The sequence below is a fragment of the Streptomyces niphimycinicus genome, assembly GCF_018883605.1.
GTDB classification, from domain to species: domain Bacteria; phylum Actinomycetota; class Actinomycetes; order Streptomycetales; family Streptomycetaceae; genus Streptomyces; species Streptomyces niphimycinicus.
On sequence record NZ_JAHLEM010000487.1, the window covers coordinates 1 to 300 of the forward strand.

The 300-nt window shown below is 71.7% G+C and carries 1 protein-coding gene; it reads right to left on the minus strand.

Annotated elements, in window-relative coordinates:
- Window positions 1–300: TetR/AcrR family transcriptional regulator (locus KN815_RS33765; protein ID WP_216345654.1), on the minus strand; the 300-nt coding region annotated here is incomplete at both ends.

Sequence of the window (300 nt, forward strand, 5' to 3'; positions counted from 1 at the left end):
GAGCCGTCGGCGAGCGCCCGGATGCGTCCCTTCCAGTCGAGGCCCTCGGGGATGCTGTCGAGCACCTCGCCGAGCGTGCGGTCCGCGACGGACAGCAGCAGCTCGTCCTTGTCGCGAAAGTGCCGGTAGATCGCGGTCGGGTCCGCGCCCAGCTCCTCGCCCAGGCGCCGGACGGTGAAGGCGTCCTCGCTTCCGCGGGCCGCGATGCGCAGGCTCGCGTCGATGATCGCGTCGGGCGTCAGATGACTGCCCGCGCGCTTGCTCCGGGCCGTTTTGGCGGGTGATTTCGGCATGGTGCGG